Consider the following 15,074-nt stretch of genomic DNA (forward strand, 5'->3'; position numbering starts at 1 on the left):
CTGGCACTCCATTCTAATTAAAAAATTAGCTTCAAATTTATAATATTAAGGGCTAATACGTACTGAGTACACATTTGGTTTACTTGAACTGCTGATTGTTTTTATGTGGGCACTTGTTTGGTTTGCTTGCCCACAAAAGGAATCCGTTTAATAAATAGTTTTAAAGCTTGCCAATAAATACCCAAGACAATTTTAGCTGTCATGGCTGGGTACCCCAACATAAAGCGCTTAATATTTGGCGCAGTAAATGACATTCTTTTTAAGGCTATTGTGGCATCAAATAGCTTTTCATTAGCACTATTACGATTCTCAATGGTCACTTTAAGGCGTTTCTGCGGCGGTAAAATACGCCATAAATAGTGCATATCTAAGGTCATAAAAGGTGACACATGGAAAACTTTATCAGTGTGAGTGGTGTTCACTAAATCAATTAGATAGCAATGACGCTCATTCCACGGGGTGTTGCTGACTTCAGCCAGCATATATAGTGGAGTCTCATCTTGATAACAAAAGAAAAAATTAACTGGACTGAAGTAAAAGCCAAAATGACGAATTTGGCCACAAAACACCACTCGGTTACAGCTTTGTTGAGCACCTAGCTTTTGTATTGTGACCAATGTACGCTGCTTTAATGCCCCTATTGCACTGAGCTTGTCAATGTTTAAACCTGAGATAAAGTCCTCACCAAATTGTTGACCAAGGCTTTTAAGATAATCATCGGCTTTAAAGGTGAGTAATGCATTTTTTTCAGCAAACAACTTACTGGTGTTTACCAATGTAGGTAACTCGTCTAAATCTAATGCCATCATAGCTATGTTATAACCAAAGCTATGGCGTTTAGGCACATGGCGTCTATGGCTGATATTGCCATAGTAAATGCCACTGTTTAACGCCATATCGTCAGTTATCATTGCGGTCATAAACTGATCTCAAATTGATTGCACACATCAACTGCGCTTCTCACGCCATCCTCATGGAAACCGTTATACCAATAGGCACCCGCAAAGTAAGTATGTCGTTTACCTGATATAAGCTCACGCTTTGATTGCGCTTGCATACTGGCTTCATTGAAAACTGGGTGAGCGTAATTAAATTTACGCAATATTTTACTTTCATCAATCAAGCCAGTTTGATTCAAGGTCACACAAAAAGTCGGTGCTCCCTTGGGCAAGCATTGTAAAATATTCATATTGTAGGTAACACTGGCGGGTCTGTCGCCCATAGGCACTTTATCATCACCGTCTAAACGATAGTTCCAACTTGCCCAAGCCGCTTTACGTTTGGGTAGCAAAGTAATATCAGTATGTAGCACCACTTCATTATTTTGGTATTCCATGGCAGACAACACTTCATGCTCATCTTTGCTTGCATCACTGAGCATAGCTAATGCCTGGTCGCTGTGACACGCCAATATAACGTCATCAAATTGCAGCCATTCGCCATTCAATACTTGAACTTTTACGCCTTCATCATTTCGACAAACAGCCGTTACTGGGCTATTTAACAGAATATTATTCTTAAAAGGTTCAATAAGCTTAGGAATATAGCTACGCGAACCACCTTTCAATACCGACCATTGCGGACGATCACTGATATTAAGCAAGCCATGGTGCTGGAAGAAACGAATAAAAAATCGTAACGCAAAGGCGCGCATATCATTAATACTGGCAGACCAAATGGCTGCACCCATTGGTAGAATATAATGTTCACAGAAAAATGGGCTAAAATTATGTTTATCGAGATATTCACCTAAACTCATTACAGGATAGGTATCTGACTCATAAATGGCTTTGCAATCGTTATTAAAACGTACTATTTCAGCTAGAAAACGATAAAAATCAGCTTTGAAAATGTTACGTCTTTGGGCAAACATACTCCATAGGGTATGACCATTGTATTCAAGCCCAGTGAAAGCATTGTGTACACTAAAGCTCATCTGTGTCGGTAATGACTCAACCCCAAGCTTTGCCATTAACTTTTCAAATCTTGGGTAGGTGCGATCATTAAAAACAATAAAACCAGTGTCAATAGCGTAGCTCTTTTTGTCTACCTCGACATCAACCGTAGCTGTGTGTCCGCCAATATAATCATTGGCTTCAAAAACAGTTACTTTGTGCTTACTGCTGAGTAAATGTGCACAGGTTAAACCCGATATGCCGGTTCCTATCACCGCAATTTTTTTCATTCTTATTCCTATATGTACAAACTTGACGCTTTACTGTTAATTTGGGTATGTATTCAAAAGTGATTTTTATTTAACGGCTTTATCTGCAAGTAACTTGATAAGTGCTTTCTCAGGAAGCAAAGATAAACACTTGAGTATAAAGGTAAACCGCTTAGGAAAATGGATTTCGAACTTGCGCTGTGCCATCCCCTTAAAAATCCGTTCTGCTGCTTGCTCGCTACTGATTTGCATCGGCATAGCAAAATCATTTTTGGCGGTAAGCGGTGTGTCAACAAAACCAGGACAAATTACACTTACTCCAATATCAACACTGGGTTTAGCGGCCAAATCTAACCTTAAACTGCGGCCTAAATAACTTATTGCGGCTTTAGAAGCACCGTATGCCTCAGCCCTTGGGAAAGGTAAATAAGTTGCACTGGAGCTCATTAATCCTAATTGGCCGCCTTTTGTGAGCTGAGGTAAAAATGCGCTAATGCAATGTCCAACCGCAATCAGATTGGTAGTTATGACTCGACTAAAAAGCATTGCATCAAACTCAATAACATCGTCAATATACTCACAGGTTCCAGCATTTAAGATAACTTGGGTAAGCTGAAGCTGCTTATCTGCTAGGTACTGTTTCAGCGCAATACCAGCCTGATTAACTTGTTCAGGTTGTGTTATATCAAATGTTAAAAAATGACCCACATTTAAGCCCGCTAATACGGTTTCATTTCTACCACATGCGATGACATGGAAACCTTTAGCTGCGTAAAACTTAGCACTTGCTAAACCAATGCCCGATGTTGCTCCAGTTATCAGAACCGCTGATGATGAGGATTGATGATGGCTCATATTATTACCCCATTCTATTGTTTAATATGCGAATAACACCGCCAAGCATTGGCACATGCTGATAGAGCATCTGACCAGCATCAAAGTAATCTCTATGATAAAAAATAGTGTCGTTAAATTTTAATAGACTCATACCATCCACTTTAATGGTTTGCCCTTTATTCAGTTTAGGGTGAGCATAGCTCATAGTCCAAAACAAAGATGCTTGCTGCTGGCAATCACTGACTATTATATGGGTTATGTCGAAATGTATATGGCTTACATTTTCGTATAAATTGGCAAAGTACTTGGTGAGTTGCTTTAATCCATTAACTTGATGCAAAGGGTCTTGAAATTGTATTTCGGCTGCATAAATTTCAGATAAGCGTTGCAAATTATTTTTATTCAACACCTGATAAAGCTCAATAAAGTGCTTAATAATCGCAGGTGACTGAGTAGCCGACACTGGCAATTCAGTCACTGTGGACGCTTCTGACATATAACACTCCGTTTGTATAACTAACATACTTACCATAAAGCCTACTGAATAAAAGCACAATGACTTTAGTGACAATCAGTTAGCGGGGATTTACTGTAAAAAAAGTTGCAGTAAAAAGATGATTTAGATAGTGAATGTTACGTTTGGGAGTGGATAATAGATCAGTAAAAAAGCACTTAAGTCTCCTTAAGCGCTTTTATAGTCAAACTCAGTATATATAGAATTAGCGAAGTAACTGCTTATATCCATGAAGAGCGACCGGTTGCCAATGTTTATCCACTTGTTGTTTGATAAAACTATCTTTGGCTTTTTGCGCCTCATCTTTATTAAATCCGATAGCGGCATGGGCTTTTTCTTTGGTGCTAATATCAGGGTAATCTACTTTATTAATGCCAAATTTTTGTAACACTACTGCTAATAATGTGCGGGATAAAGTGACTTGTACAATCGCCTTATCAAGCAATGCATTCCCCTCTTCAGGGTTGTGAGCATACAAACCATGGGATGCCATGGCAAAGTCCCAGCGCCACTGGCCATGACGAATATTCATTATAGGATCATTCATTAGATCCCACGTAGCTCCGGCATCCCACGCAGCTTTTGCCTCAAAATGGGCTTTCACTAGCAAGCCTTCAACTTCACGTGCCTTGACATTAATCAGTTGTTTATTTTTTAACAGGGTTTGTGTGATGGCTTTCTGGCTACTGTGACAAGTTTTACAGGTACGATCAAAATTATTCAGGGCATTACCTACTTTATGATCGGTAAAAACATTGCCTTTATCATCGATTGTCGGTGGCATATGGCAGGTTATACATGTCACCCCTGCTTCAGCATGTTTACTTCGGCTCCAATGTTCAAACTCAGGATGGCGTGCTTTGAGCATAGGCGTTTTTGAAATGGGGTGGATCCATTCATAGAAGCGACGTGTGTCATAATATTTTTCAATGTCATCGGCGGTGCTACCGAAAATCCACGGAATATTAACCTTATTACTACGCTCAGGCTGAAAGTAGTAAGTGACATGACATTGGCCACACACCTGAGCACCTTTCATACTGGTATTTTGCTTATCAAAAGGCAGTTTAATTTTAGCCATCGCATCCTGCGCATGTGGCCTTGGCAGTGCCAGCTTAGCGCTGCCATCCTCATGACAGTCACTGCAATAAACGACTGACTTTATCTCAGTACCTAAATCAGTAAAATTAGCGCCAGAAAAACCTTCAATACCCATCTCTTTCATTAATCTAGGGGCGTCGGGTGTTTTACAAGTCCAGCAACTGGCTGAAAGCCCTTTCTGGCCTTCTTCTACTGACACACCAGTGCGTAATATATGCGCCACATCCGCTACCGCAAACTGATGCCCTCGGGGACTATTATACTCTTTAGCAAAAGATGACCCCGCCCAAAGAATAATATTGGCCGGATAAGCAGCCAACATATCTTGTTTTTCTGTTTGCTCAGATGTGGCTAACCAAGTTTGATATTGACTAGGAAATCGAGTTTTATTCTGCTCGTCAACACTGATATCAGCCAAGGCTGTTAAGCTAAATAAAACCGTTATTAAAGTAGTTATCGCGATTTTGGTACCTTTTTTATTAACAATCTTAACTGACATAATTCACTCTTTCATTTGTGAGATTAACCTGGACGTCCGTCTAATCTAGGCTTGGTAAGAATCGGGGCATAATGCCAAACAAACATCCCAAAACTAATAAACCAACATGCTCCCGCCAACCATAACCAAGTCGAACTATATTGAGGGAGCCACAATGGCATTACCGCACGAAAAATTGCTGCTAGAGGAATGCCAATAAAGGCAAGCACCATATTTGGACCTTGATAAATATTGCGACTAGTGTGCCCTAGTGACACTCGAGATATCATCGACAAACATAATGATGCAATACCGCCAACCGCAAATAGATGCAATAAAGTGCGATACGCAAACTCATTATTAATTTGCCATGCCATAGCCAACAAAGTTGCCGGCAATGCCCAATATGAAACATGTAAAGACCACAACATAGGCTCTTTAAATGTTTTATGCCCTTTCCAGCGAGACACTCTTACCAATTGCAATATGCCTGCACTGAGTAAAATGCCCTGTTCAATTTCACGGGGGAATAAATGGAGCACAGATTGAACGAATAACAATCCCATCACGAGTAATAACGTTATCTCAAGTGCTTGAATGGGATCTGGCTTTGAATGTTGTAATTTCATTGCGGTAAAAAAAGGAATAACTCGACCGCCAACAATAGTTATTACCATCGCAAGCCACCAAATCATTGCCTGCCAAAGTTGGGTCGATAGAGAAAAGTTACGCTCGTATAAAGCATAATAGGTAACCAGATTAACCACTAATGCTACAACCAACATAATAGGGAAGCCGATATTACGCCATTGTTTAGCAGTATAAATACAACGCCATAAAGTTGCTGCGCTGATCCCTAAAAACAAGCTGTCAAACAATGCTGGCAGCCAAAGCGGAATATTGAATGGCAATAACAAGAGTAATCTTGCTGCCAACCAACAACCAAATGTGAGTGCCAGCACACCTCCTTTCATCGTAGGTTGGTTGGTCCAGGCTTGTGCTGCGGTTAATAAAAAACCACACACAATTGCCATAGCAAAGCCAAATAACATCTCATGTGGATGCCACCATAAAGGCACAACATTGGCCCAAAACTCACCATTAAATAAGCTGTACTGCGGTGTAAACCAACCCATCAGCCAGATTGGAATATATAAGGCAGCGACCACAGCACCACCTAAAAAAAATGGCCTAAAACCTAAACGCCAAATTGCAGGAGTGTTATCAGTGTCTGCTGGGTCATCAATATTTAACATTTATTGTCGCCTTAAGGTGTGTGCAAAACATAACATGTATAAAATATAAATCTTTAAGTGAATTTTATGCTCATTAACGTGTTTGTTCAATAACAATAGCGACTCATTACCATAAAGCCTTTAAAAGTGTGATCTGGTTGGTGATCTGAATAGATAAGCCTGTTATTTAGATAAGTGATTTAACCACTCATTCAATACGGTAAAATTAGCGATGAATAACAAATGAATAATTAGATAGATTGCTATGACGACTGTGTACCCGATAACGCAGATAATGTTAATATGAACTTTATTTAGTTCACGCGCTCAATCAATTCTAGTGCATAGCCGTCCAGAAATGCTCACTGAACCAGTGTGAGTACACCACGCTTCAACAACAGTTTAATTAACGTTGTGAAAATATACTTAAAAATAAAGACCACTCACATAGAAGTTGTGGGTGACAAACATTGAACCAGGGATATTCAAAATGACAAAAACACTCGCATTTGATGTCTATGGGACTTTGATCGACACTCATGGTGTAGTGGCTTTATTGATCAAAATGTTCAAACAAAAAACATTAGAGCGCGAAACTGAGTCGGTAATTAAACAAGCTTATGCATTTAGCCAAACATGGCGAGATAAGCAACTTGAGTATTCTTTTAGACGCGGTTTAATGCAGCAATATAAAGAGTTCTCGATTTGCACTCGAGATGCACTGGAATACACTTGCCAGTTTCATACGATCCCGCTCACTAACAGTCAAAAATGCCAACTGTTAGAAAGCTATCTGACTTTGCCAGCTTTTGATGACGTCGCGCCAGCTTTACAAACCCTAAAAGAAAAAGGCATTAGCCTGTTTGCGTTCTCTAATGGTGAATACTCTGCGGTCGAGTCGCTATTGAAAAACGCAAATATTTTAGCGTATTTTGAAGGTATTGTGAGCTGTGAAGCAATTATGACCTTTAAGCCTAATCCTGCGGTGTATGAATATTTCATTCAAACCACAAACTCAATGCAGAATGAAGTTTGGCTTATATCCAGTAACTCTTTTGATATTCTTGGCGCGGCGGCATCAGGCTTTAAAACCGCTTGGGTGAAACGTTCACCACAAATGATATTTGATCCCTGGGGAGTATCGCCCACCCAAACGGTTACTGATTTAGCCCAGTTAGATACCATAATTTAGCTTCAGTAAAATGTTTTCTTTAGTATCAGACGAATCATCACGCATACGCTGCCATCACAAGAAAAATTGCATCGCTAATCTCCTAATAATCTTTGGGATATTTAAGCTTAAGTATGACTTTAATCGGACTGAACTGAGCCTTTAGAGGTGACAAGCTTATTTTTAGATAAAAAAATCGGCATAGCCTAAACTATGCCGACGTTTAATTTAAGGTAAGCGTGATGCCATACATTTGCATTTATCTGCGCTTCAATTATCCCCGAGCTCAACTACCCTCGTATCAACTACCCTCGTATCAACTATCCTCGCTTTAGTGCTGCTAACACTTCAATTGCCCGTTTTCTGGCAGAGCTATGTTCAACAATTGGCATAGGATAAACCTTATCTTGCTTTGCGCGATCAGAAAACAAATCTGCCATCAAATTGGCCTGCTGTGCTTTAAGGTGTGGCTCGTGTATGTGTTTCAAACTCCAACCAGCAATTTCGGGCACAAACTGTTTTATAAAGCTAGCATCGGGGTCAAATTTACTGCTTTGGGTCATAGGATTAAACACCCTAAAATAGGGTTGTGCATCACAACCTGTGCCAGCAGACCATTGCCAACCACCATTGTTAGCGGCCAAATCACCGTCTATTAATTGCTGTCTGAAATACTGCTCACCCCAGCGCCAATCAATTAATAAATGCTTAGTTAGAAAGCTGGCAACGACCATGCGTAATCGATTATGCATCCAACCAGTTTGATTTAACTGACGCATTGCGGCATCAACAATGGGATAACCTGTTTGTCCTTTGCACCAAGCATCAAACTCGGTCTTATCGTTACGCCATTGTATGTGTTTACCTAAATCGTTGAAGTTTTGGCCGCGAGATAATTTAGGAAATGCCACCAGCAAATGGCGATAAAACTCACGCCAAATAAGTTCGTTAAGCCAGGTTTTTGCAGGGCTTGCATCATTTATCAGTGCATCAGGATAATGAAACAAAATCGCCGTAATACATTGCCGAGCGCTAATCACGCCAATGGCTAAATAAGGCGATAAACGACTGGTTCCCTCTATGGCAGGAAAGTCGCGCTGTTGTTGGTAATCACCGATATCTTGCGCAATAAACTGCTGCAACAACTCTCTTGCACTATCTTCTCCTGCGGCCCACTGCTGACTACTAACAGGATTGGGATAATGCGATTGAATATTGAACTTGATGGCATCTGATGTGCCAATAGGCGCATTAAAAGTTGCTGCTGGCAGAGGTTTAATTAACTTACCCGCGGCTATTTTTTTCCACGCTTTTGAAAATGGGGTAAAAACCTTATACATGGTGCCAGACAGAGTCGTTACGGTTCCGGCTGTAAGCAAACAATCCTGCTCAATTAATGCTAAAGGAATACCCGCTGCGATTAATTTTATATCGCGCTGACGTTCATTATATTCAGGTTCATTAGCAGCAAATATTTTACCAATTTGATGCTCGGCACAATATTGTTGTAACCATGGCAATATATCGTCAAAACAGCTCAAATGAACAACATCTAAAGCAATACCAATACTGGCTAAACTTTGCCTAAGCAAGTTAACATGTCGTTCAATAAAGTCTATTTGAATAGCTGCGACATCATGTTCAGCCCACTGGGCAGGTGTGACAAAGTACACAGCCTTAACATGTGAATTTTGCTGTAGGGCAAACTCACACGCTTGACTCAGTGCAGGATGATCATGAATACGTAAATCTTGTCTAAACCACACAAGACTGTTTACTGCTAATGGCATTGGCTACCTTACTTGTTTGTCATCTCGTTAAAAGTGAATGTCTTAATAGGCATAACGTAGCTTTAACGTTTCAGGATGCGGATTTAGATAGATTTGCTCCGCAATATAAGGCACTTCAAACTCTTTCAAATAGTGATTAATTAACGTAATAGGTACCAGTAAAGGCAATAAACCCTCACGATATTTCATTATAGATTCAGTTAACTCTTCTTTTTGGCGCGCATTTAAATGCTTTTTAAAATAACCCTGAATATGTTGCAAGGTGCTGGTGTGATTTTTACGGGTAGCTTTGACCTTTAAAGCGGTCATAAAACCAGTAAAATAGGTATCAGCGGTTTGTTCTAAATCTTTAATATCGGCTAAGACAGGGCCTAACTCACGGTACCATTTAGGGCTGTGAGCCATAAGCAGGTATTTGTAACGGGAATGAAACTGAATTAACTTATGCTTTGTTAAGCCCGAGGCTAACATTTTACGCCAATCATCATAGGCATATACGCGGGTAAAGAAGTTTTCGCGAATGATCATGTCATTTAAACGGCCTTCTTCTTCAACAGGCAGCAATGGGTATTTATCCATTAATGCTTTAGCAAACACCCCTACGCCACTTTTAGTGCTGTTATTGGTGCCAATTTTATACTCTAAAACACGCTCCATACCGCAAGTCGGTGACTTAGCACATAAGACATATCCACCTAAGTAACCTAACTCAGCCACTTTATTTTGACTAAACTCAGTTAATTTAGCAGTGACATCAAGGCTACCGTCTGCACTTTGAATATACAGAAGATCGCCATCAAGTACTTGGCGAATACTTTTTCTTGGTGCACCCATACCAATCGCCATTTCAGGGCAAATGCTGGTGTATTCAAAAAAGGGTTCAATTTCTTTTGCGCAGTAATAAGAATTTTTATGGCCACCGTCGAATCGAACTTCATTACCGAGCAAACAACTGCTGATACCAATTTGAATTTTTTCTGGCATAAATGTCTCTGATTTATCCATGAGAACGCACTCCTGTGGCGGTTAAAATAAAAGTAGTGCTCTTAACATTGGCTGCTAATACGAGTCTTTGTTAAAAGTAGTTCATTTTAGCATACTTAGCATTTGACATATTTAGCGCTTAGTATGTTTGGCGCCAAAAAACTCTAGCGACCATACTAATCCAATGCCAAATAAAGCAGCTGCAATCGCTAGGCCTAACTGATGAGCTTCGCCTGTTATAGCTTGGAAATCAAATGGAGTGAGGTTTTGCTCAAGTAAAGGTACTTGTTGTCCGCTAGAATTTTCTCGCCAAGTAACCACCTCTTTCCAGGGCCAAATTTTACCTAATGTACCTAACATGAGTCCGATAAGAAACATCAAAGTGGCATCATGAAACTTGCGCAGTAAAGCAGAAAGCACATGACTGAAGCTTAACAGACCTAGCACACATCCCATGGCAAAACAGGCTAAATAAGCAATATCAAACCCTTTTACTGCTGCTAATACCGCAGGATAGATGCCGATAAGAAGCAAAATAAAGCTGCCCGATATACCCGGTAAAATCATTGCACAAATCGCAATAGCGCCAGCAAAAAAGAAGTTGATATAGCTAGCTTCTATCGCAACAGGATTTAATACCGTAATCCCCCAGGCAAACAACACACCAAGCGCAAATAACGCTATCCGCTGAAGATTAAACTGACTAACTTGTTTAAGCATATGAAAAACAGAAAACAATATCAGCCCAAAAAAGAATGACCAAACCGGAATAGGATGAGCCACAATTAACCATGAGATTAACTTTGCAAAGGCAAAAATACTGGTCAAAATACCACCAAACACACACACCAAAAATGGGCCATTGATATGTAAAAAGGCTGCTTTAAGCCCCTGTTGGCGTACAATTCCAAATAATGTAGGGTTAATTTTCCTTATACCATCAAGCAAAGGGTCTAAAATACCTGTGATAAAGGCTATGGTTCCGCCTGAAACACCAGGTACGACATCAGCAGCGCCCATTGCCATGCCTTTTAAATACGTTATAAATAACTTCAAAATTAATCCTAATCCATGATCTAAACTGAATAATATTGCTAGCGATTATACCCACTTGCAATGAGGCAAACTACTAGCAGAGTATGAACATTAATGCTAATCTCATCGGACCAGACAAATAATCACACGAAATGGATTATGAATAACAACAAACCTAACAAAGTCATGGCATTATATCAAAAGGTAACCAGCTACCCTTTTGGTCACGCTCTATTTTCTAAAATGGTGTCCCGTATGGCACCGTATTTCGGTACCATCCATCCGCACATTACATCGTTAAAAGAACATAGATGTGAGTGTTTGATCAAAAAACGTAAAAGTGTCCAAAACCATATTGGTACGGTTCACGTTATCGCGATTTGTAACGGTATGGAAATGGCAATGGGCACTATGGCTGAAGCCTCTATCCCTAAACACTTACGCTGGATCCCTAAAGGTATGTCGGTAGAGTATACCGCCAAAGCTGGCACTGACATTTTATGTGTGGCAGAAGTTCAACCAGAGCAATGGCAAGTTGGCGATATGTTAGTCGATGTAAAAGCTTACGACACTAATGGTGTGGTGGTTGTTCAAGGCCATATTAAATTATGGATTTCAGAAAAGCCGCAGAAAGTATAAGCTAAGTTCACCAATGGACTAAATCTTTAGAATGATAAAACCATTACACTTTAATAATGGTTTTATCATCAATTATGGATGATACATGCTTATAAACCGTAAAATCGACCAAGCTTTAGCACCTTCAAATGATAATGGCATTTCCCGACACCAAACTCTTCTAACACATGGGCGGATCGCCAATTTAGATGCCATAAGGGGTTTTGCCTTACTAGGTATTTTGTTTCTCAACATCTATTTTATGGCGAATAACTTTTACGGTTATGCCCCACATCTACCAGAAATAGCATCCGATTTAACGATAGAGATTGTCAGTAACTTTTTATTAGAAGGCCGCTTTATCAGCTTGTTTTCGATGTTGTTTGGCGCAGGTCTGTGGTTGCAATATCAAAAAACGACTAGCCTTGATAATAAAAGTGATAGCGAAAGTGAAAGTGAAAGTGAGCACGGTAAAAATCGCATAACACGCCGACTTTACTTATTAATCGGACTCGGGGTTATTCACGGGGTATTTTTATTTTCCGGTGACATTTTACTAAGCTATGGTTTATGTGGCTTAGTGGTCTGTCGATACTTCACCCTTGGGCCAAAACAATTATTAGCCAAGTCGGCGAAATTCATGTTGATTGCCATGGCGGTCATCGCACTTATTTCTATTACCCTTGAAGATGAACAATTCTATCGAGGTTCAGACTATTTTATTGAACAACTCGCGCTATGGACAGGAACCTATGCGGACCAAGTCGTGATGCAAGCTTACATGATCGGTTATATGTTACTGATTATTCCCATTTCGATTCTATGGTACGGCGCAAGTTTAATGCTAATAGGGATGACCTTAATGAAGCAAGGTTATTTTGAGCGCGGATTCAGTCATAAGCAACTTGGGCTATTTGCCTGTATAAGCATCGCTTTTGCTAGCATTGACAGTCTACTAAGCCTGTCCGACTCTGCTGTGCTAAAAGAGGTTTCTGGTATATTCATGATGCTTGGCGCCATTCCAACGGCACTGATTTACTGGCATATCATTGTAAAAGTTTGTCAAAACAATCCGTTAAAATTAACCCTATTACAAAATATTGGCCGACTGTCGTTAAGTTTTTATATTCTACAATCTCTTTTAGGCGTATTGCTATTACGACATTGGATGCCACAATGGCAAATGGAGTTTGATCGTATCGACTACATGCTTCTAGCAATAGTATTAGGTCTATTACAACTATTTTTAGCCGCTGTGTATTTACGTTTTTTCTCCCAGGGGCCGCTAGAGTATTTAATGACGAAGTTAACTCAGCGCAGTCAATAATGTCGCTTCAACACATCGCATAATGCCCCCAGATAAGCAAAAGACTTAGGAGTAATTTTGAAGCATTTAACCCATTATTATCAGTATATTCGCATGATATTGATTAGCGTAAGCCTAATAGGTCTTTCAGGATGTATTAGCTGGGTCACCCCAGCGGTAACACCTCAGTTAACTGAGTTACAAGCGGGTGAATACACTTTAGACCCCAATCATGCTGCGCTACTGTTTAAAATTCAGCACTTAGGCCTGTCTACCTATGTGGGACGTTTTAATCAATTTGATGCCCGACTGAGTTTTGATCCTAACAACATGCCAGCTGCACAATTAGAAGCCACTGTGCAAATTGATTCATTAGATATTAATAATCAGAAACTTGAAAAAACACTGCAAAATAGCAGTTGGTTTGATAGTGAACAGTTTCCACAAGCTTATTTTAAAAGCCAAAAAGTCACCCCTATTGATGTAATAAATACCGATCCTAACATCAACAATCAGTTTGAGTTCCATGGCCTGTTAACCCTACACGGTGTGACTAAACCGGTCACATTTAACGCTACTTTTCATGGTGGTGCCGATAACTGGATGACAGGAAAATACACCCTAGGTTTTAGTGCGATAGGCACAATTAAGCGCTCCGACTTTGGTATGAGCAGTTACATCCCCATTGTGGGCGATGAAATTCAATTAGAAATTTATGCGGAGTTTTTAAAATGATGATATTTGCCGTTATCATGCTAGGAATATGGATAGCGTTATTGGCTGTGGGATATAGTTTTTATGCCCTATCGCCATGGGTTATTGGCGCGTTTATGGGCTTAAATCTACTGAGTTTTATTATCACCTGGTACGACAAACGTATTGCCACACATAATCAACAGCAATCCTCTTCATTAAATCAACGCAGTCGAATAAGTGAAAAAACCTTATACATTTATGCCCTACTCGGTGGCTGGCCTGCGGCAATAATAGCCCAACAGCACTTTCGTCATAAAACTCAAAAGAATGCTTTCAAATATCGATTTTGGTTGTCGATTATTGCCAATATTTTGCTCACTATCGGCATCAGTTACTTGTACTTGCTATACATTATTTAATGTCATTGGGTTTATTTAACTTGGCGCAAAAAGCCTTCATTGTGACCTCAATATAAACTAGGTTACACTATAACAATACTTTCCATTATTGATAATAAAGAGAATTTTTCATGCGCATGATCATTGCCGTAGCCGTAATCGCTTTAGTTATTTTTTACTTTTTCAACCAAATGAATAATCAAAAAGCCGCTAAAGAAAACATTGCTAAAGGCAGTACCTTTTTAGCTGAAAATGCCAAGCGTGAGGGCGTAATACAAACTTTATCAGGCTTACAGTATGAAGTGATCACTAAAAGTGACAACACCGAACACCCAACCGCCAAAAGCAATGTAATCGTGCATTACCATGGCACCTTGATTGATGGTACGGTTTTCGACAGCTCAGTTGAGCGCGGACAAACAATTGCCTTCCCACTGAATCAGGTCATTAAAGGTTGGACCGAAGGCGTTCAGCTAATGACAATTGGTGATAAATTCCGTTTTTATATTCCAAGTCAATTGGCTTATGGCAATCGCACTAGCGGCAAAATTGTTGGCGGGTCAGTGTTGATTTTTGATGTTGAGTTATTTGAAATAAATTAATTTAGTTCACTTTGTTACTTTACCTAAACGCCTCATTTTTTGAGGCGTTTTTGTTCTGGTAAACTCAACCCAAATAATTAAGCTGTTTCACCTCACTATGGCACTGCATTTGAGCATTAACATTGTAAATAACCTCAGCTCGGGA

15 protein-coding genes are annotated in these 15,074 nt (G+C 39.8%); 6 read left to right on the forward strand and 9 right to left on the reverse strand.

Features of this window, described 5'->3' with window-relative positions; translation table 11 throughout:
* Positions 1-101: 101 nt before the first annotated feature.
* The 6 genes from ACRWQL_RS05880 to ACRWQL_RS05905 all read right to left on the reverse strand — a co-directional run bounded on the left by ACRWQL_RS05880 (position 102) and on the right by ACRWQL_RS05905 (position 6,350).
* Positions 102-920: a DUF1365 domain-containing protein gene (locus tag ACRWQL_RS05880; protein WP_434930334.1), complete on the reverse strand. Its 819-nt coding sequence runs from the start codon at positions 918-920 to the stop codon at positions 102-104.
* A complete protein-coding gene (locus ACRWQL_RS05885) occupies positions 917-2,185 on the reverse strand; it encodes an NAD(P)/FAD-dependent oxidoreductase (RefSeq protein WP_434928480.1) in 1,269 nt (422 codons plus the stop codon). The genes ACRWQL_RS05880 and ACRWQL_RS05885 overlap by 4 nt, the downstream gene beginning before the upstream one ends.
* A 66-nt stretch (positions 2,186-2,251) precedes the next feature.
* Positions 2,252-3,019, reverse strand: a complete 768-nt coding sequence (locus ACRWQL_RS05890; RefSeq protein ID WP_434928479.1) for an SDR family NAD(P)-dependent oxidoreductase — start codon at positions 3,017-3,019, stop codon at positions 2,252-2,254.
* Positions 3,020-3,023: 4 nt separating this feature from the next.
* The gene (locus ACRWQL_RS05895) at positions 3,024-3,497 is read right to left on the reverse strand and encodes a nuclear transport factor 2 family protein (protein ID WP_226410821.1); all 474 of its coding nucleotides are present in this window, start codon (positions 3,495-3,497) and stop codon (positions 3,024-3,026) included.
* A 223-nt stretch (positions 3,498-3,720) separates the two neighbouring features.
* Entirely contained in the window at positions 3,721-5,115 is a 1,395-nt protein-coding gene (locus ACRWQL_RS05900; protein ID WP_434952737.1) for an ammonia-forming cytochrome c nitrite reductase subunit c552, read from the reverse strand.
* Between the two features lie 23 nt (positions 5,116-5,138).
* A complete protein-coding gene (locus ACRWQL_RS05905; protein ID WP_434952738.1) occupies positions 5,139-6,350 on the reverse strand; it encodes an NnrS family protein in 1,212 nt (403 codons plus the stop codon).
* 469 nt (positions 6,351-6,819) lie between these two features.
* On the opposite strand from ACRWQL_RS05905, the gene ACRWQL_RS05910 reads away from it, so the two are divergent.
* On the forward strand, positions 6,820-7,521 hold the full coding sequence (locus ACRWQL_RS05910; RefSeq protein WP_434952739.1) for a haloacid dehalogenase type II: 702 nt from the start codon (positions 6,820-6,822) through the stop codon (positions 7,519-7,521).
* Positions 7,522-7,820: 299 nt separating this feature from the next.
* Here ACRWQL_RS05910 and phrB read toward each other — a convergent pair whose 3' ends face one another.
* The 3 genes from phrB to ACRWQL_RS05925 form a co-directional block, all read right to left on the reverse strand.
* Entirely contained in the window at positions 7,821-9,290 is a 1,470-nt protein-coding gene (gene phrB / locus ACRWQL_RS05915) for a deoxyribodipyrimidine photo-lyase (protein ID WP_434952740.1), read from the reverse strand.
* A gap of 42 nt (positions 9,291-9,332) precedes the next feature.
* Entirely contained in the window at positions 9,333-10,295 is a 963-nt protein-coding gene (locus ACRWQL_RS05920; RefSeq protein WP_434928474.1) for a YbgA family protein, read from the reverse strand.
* A gap of 111 nt (positions 10,296-10,406) precedes the next feature.
* Entirely contained in the window at positions 10,407-11,330 is a 924-nt protein-coding gene (locus tag ACRWQL_RS05925; protein ID WP_434952741.1) for a DUF368 domain-containing protein, read from the reverse strand.
* Between the two features lie 138 nt (positions 11,331-11,468).
* Between ACRWQL_RS05925 and ACRWQL_RS05930 the strand changes: the two genes are divergently transcribed.
* From ACRWQL_RS05930 to ACRWQL_RS05950, 5 genes are all read left to right on the forward strand, one after another.
* Positions 11,469-11,948 carry a hotdog fold domain-containing protein gene (locus tag ACRWQL_RS05930; RefSeq protein ID WP_434928472.1) on the forward strand — a complete coding sequence of 160 codons (480 nt, stop codon included), beginning with the start codon at positions 11,469-11,471 and terminating at the stop codon, positions 11,946-11,948.
* Between the two features lie 85 nt (positions 11,949-12,033).
* On the forward strand, positions 12,034-13,254 hold the full coding sequence (locus ACRWQL_RS05935) for a DUF418 domain-containing protein (RefSeq protein ID WP_434952742.1): 1,221 nt from the start codon (positions 12,034-12,036) through the stop codon (positions 13,252-13,254).
* A 57-nt stretch (positions 13,255-13,311) separates the two neighbouring features.
* Positions 13,312-13,968, forward strand: coding sequence for a YceI family protein (locus ACRWQL_RS05940; RefSeq protein ID WP_434952743.1), 657 nt, complete (start codon positions 13,312-13,314; stop codon positions 13,966-13,968).
* Positions 13,965-14,348 (forward strand): DUF1294 domain-containing protein, encoded by a 384-nt coding sequence (locus tag ACRWQL_RS05945; RefSeq protein WP_434940200.1) that lies wholly within the window; start codon positions 13,965-13,967, stop codon positions 14,346-14,348. The genes ACRWQL_RS05940 and ACRWQL_RS05945 overlap by 4 nt, the downstream gene beginning before the upstream one ends.
* A gap of 110 nt (positions 14,349-14,458) precedes the next feature.
* Positions 14,459-14,929: an FKBP-type peptidyl-prolyl cis-trans isomerase gene (locus tag ACRWQL_RS05950; protein WP_434952744.1), complete on the forward strand. Its 471-nt coding sequence runs from the start codon at positions 14,459-14,461 to the stop codon at positions 14,927-14,929.
* Positions 14,930-15,074 lie beyond the last annotated feature (145 nt).

It is taken from the genome of Shewanella sp. HL-SH4, assembly GCF_051164845.1.
Classification (GTDB): domain Bacteria; phylum Pseudomonadota; class Gammaproteobacteria; order Enterobacterales; family Shewanellaceae; genus Shewanella; species Shewanella glacialimarina.

Bases quoted from the DNA above. Each gene is read 5' to 3' on its own strand.
- ACRWQL_RS05880 (WP_434930334.1), bottom strand. From the start codon at position 920: ATGACCGCAATGATAACTGACGATATGGCGTTAAACAGTGGCATTTAC.
- ACRWQL_RS05885 (WP_434928480.1), bottom strand. From the start codon at position 2,185: ATGAAAAAAATTGCGGTGATAGGAACCGGCATATCGGGTTTAACCTGT.
- ACRWQL_RS05890 (WP_434928479.1), bottom strand. From the start codon at position 3,019: ATGAGCCATCATCAATCCTCATCATCAGCGGTTCTGATAACTGGAGCA.
- ACRWQL_RS05895 (WP_226410821.1), bottom strand. From the start codon at position 3,497: ATGTCAGAAGCGTCCACAGTGACTGAATTGCCAGTGTCGGCTACTCAG.
- ACRWQL_RS05900 (WP_434952737.1), bottom strand. From the start codon at position 5,115: ATGTCAGTTAAGATTGTTAATAAAAAAGGTACCAAAATCGCGATAACT.
- ACRWQL_RS05905 (WP_434952738.1), bottom strand. From the start codon at position 6,350: ATGTTAAATATTGATGACCCAGCAGACACTGATAACACTCCTGCAATT.
- ACRWQL_RS05910 (WP_434952739.1), top strand. From the start codon at position 6,820: ATGACAAAAACACTCGCATTTGATGTCTATGGGACTTTGATCGACACT.
- phrB (WP_434952740.1), bottom strand. From the start codon at position 9,290: ATGCCATTAGCAGTAAACAGTCTTGTGTGGTTTAGACAAGATTTACGT.
- ACRWQL_RS05920 (WP_434928474.1), bottom strand. From the start codon at position 10,295: ATGGATAAATCAGAGACATTTATGCCAGAAAAAATTCAAATTGGTATC.
- ACRWQL_RS05930 (WP_434928472.1), top strand. From the start codon at position 11,469: ATGAATAACAACAAACCTAACAAAGTCATGGCATTATATCAAAAGGTA.
- ACRWQL_RS05935 (WP_434952742.1), top strand. From the start codon at position 12,034: ATGCTTATAAACCGTAAAATCGACCAAGCTTTAGCACCTTCAAATGAT.
- ACRWQL_RS05945 (WP_434940200.1), top strand. From the start codon at position 13,965: ATGATGATATTTGCCGTTATCATGCTAGGAATATGGATAGCGTTATTG.
- ACRWQL_RS05950 (WP_434952744.1), top strand. From the start codon at position 14,459: ATGCGCATGATCATTGCCGTAGCCGTAATCGCTTTAGTTATTTTTTAC.